Source organism: Paraburkholderia sp. SIMBA_054, assembly GCF_046534875.1.
GTDB classification, from domain to species: domain Bacteria; phylum Pseudomonadota; class Gammaproteobacteria; order Burkholderiales; family Burkholderiaceae; genus Paraburkholderia; species Paraburkholderia hospita.
Genome location: NZ_JAWRXV010001176.1, coordinates 1 through 256 on the forward strand (window position 1 = coordinate 1; position 256 = coordinate 256).

A 256-nucleotide genomic window follows, 5' to 3' on the forward strand; every position below is an offset into this window, starting at 1 on the left:
GCGCGAACGATGTCTATGGTTTCGACATCTGTAGTCCAACGATGCTCACCTGTGTGGCTCTTCTCGAATACGATCTCGGTATGATCGCCTCCTTGCCAATGCACGAGCGCGCGAATCGTGTCGTCCTGCTTTGTGACTACGATCTCCTTGATCACAATTCTCAGTATCCGCTTCTTGATCTCAACGGAACTGCCCGGGTGATGCCATAGCCGGGGCAGGTCCTCGCCCAGTCGCAGTAGCTCGTCACGCGCGCTCG

1 protein-coding gene is annotated in these 256 nt (G+C 56.2%); it reads left to right on the plus strand.

Annotated elements, in window-relative coordinates:
* On the plus strand, nucleotides 1-209 hold a 209-nt coding region (locus tag SB822_RS58850), incomplete at its 5' end, for a hypothetical protein (RefSeq protein ID WP_410859342.1).
* Between the last annotated feature and the right edge of the window lie 47 nt (nucleotides 210-256).